This window comes from Kribbella sp. NPDC050281, from assembly GCF_040655855.1.
Taxonomy (GTDB): domain Bacteria; phylum Actinomycetota; class Actinomycetes; order Propionibacteriales; family Kribbellaceae; genus Kribbella.
The window spans coordinates 1-1011 of record NZ_JBFAKS010000117.1; the positions used below are offsets into that span (position 1 = coordinate 1).

Annotated in this window: 1 protein-coding gene; it reads left to right on the top strand. The window is 69.3% G+C overall.

What is annotated here, in order from left to right; all coding sequences use genetic code 11:
* Nucleotides 1-1011: beta-ketoacyl reductase (locus AB0I34_RS44205; RefSeq protein WP_360458769.1), on the top strand; the 1011-nt coding region annotated here is incomplete at both ends.

The window sequence follows — 1011 nt, forward strand, 5'->3', positions numbered from 1 at the left end:
CGCCGACGAGCAGCGCTGGCTGGTCCTGATCCCCGGCAGCCAGACAGACCCGGACGCGGCCGCCGTGTGGGGTTTGTTGGCGTCGGCGCAGTCCGAGCATCCGGGCCGTCTCGTGCTGGTCGATGCGGCCGACCCGGCGCTGGCGCGGGCGGCGGTGGTGGTGTGTGACGAGCCGCAGTTGCGAGTGGACGACGACGGTCGTGTTCGGGTGCCGCGTCTGGTGCGGGCTGCTCCGGGTGGTGGTGAGGTTGATTTCGGTAGCGGCCCGGTGTTGATCACGGGTGGTACCGGGACGTTGGGTGGGTTGTTGGCTCGGCATCTGGTTGACGTGTATGGCGTGTCGGAGTTGTTGCTGGTGTCGCGTCGCGGTCCGGATGCGCCGGGTGCCGGCCGGTTGTGTGATGAGGTGCCGCAGGCGCGGATCGTGGCGTGTGATGTGTCGGATCGGGAGGCGTTGAGGGCGTTGCTCGAGGAGCATCGGCCGAGTGCGGTGATCCACGCGGCTGGGGTGTTGGATGACGCGACGGTGGCGAATCTGACCGAGGCTCAGTTGGAGGCGGTGTTCAGGGCCAAGGCCGTGGCGGCGGAGTACCTTCACGAGCTGACCGATGGTCTGAGTGCGTTCGTGTTGTTCTCTTCGGCGTCGGGGGTGTTCGGTTCGGCGGGGCAGGCGAACTATGCGGCCGCGAACGCCTATTTGGATGCGCTGGCTCGTCGGCGGCGTGCGCAGGGCCTACCGGCACAATCACTCGCCTGGGGGCACTGGTCGCAGGACAGCGAACTCACCGGGCGGCTCAACAGCGCCGACCGCCGCCGGTTGGTTCGCCACGGCGTCGTGCCGATGAGCGACGAGTACGGTCTGGCCCTGTTCGACGCGGCCCTCAGTTCGGGTTCCCCGGTCCTCGTACCGGTCAAGCTGGACCTGACCGCGGACGCCGGGCAGACGGTGCCGCCGGTGCTGTCCGGCCTGCTGACCGCGAGCCGGCGGACCCTCGCCGCCGAGGGAACAGC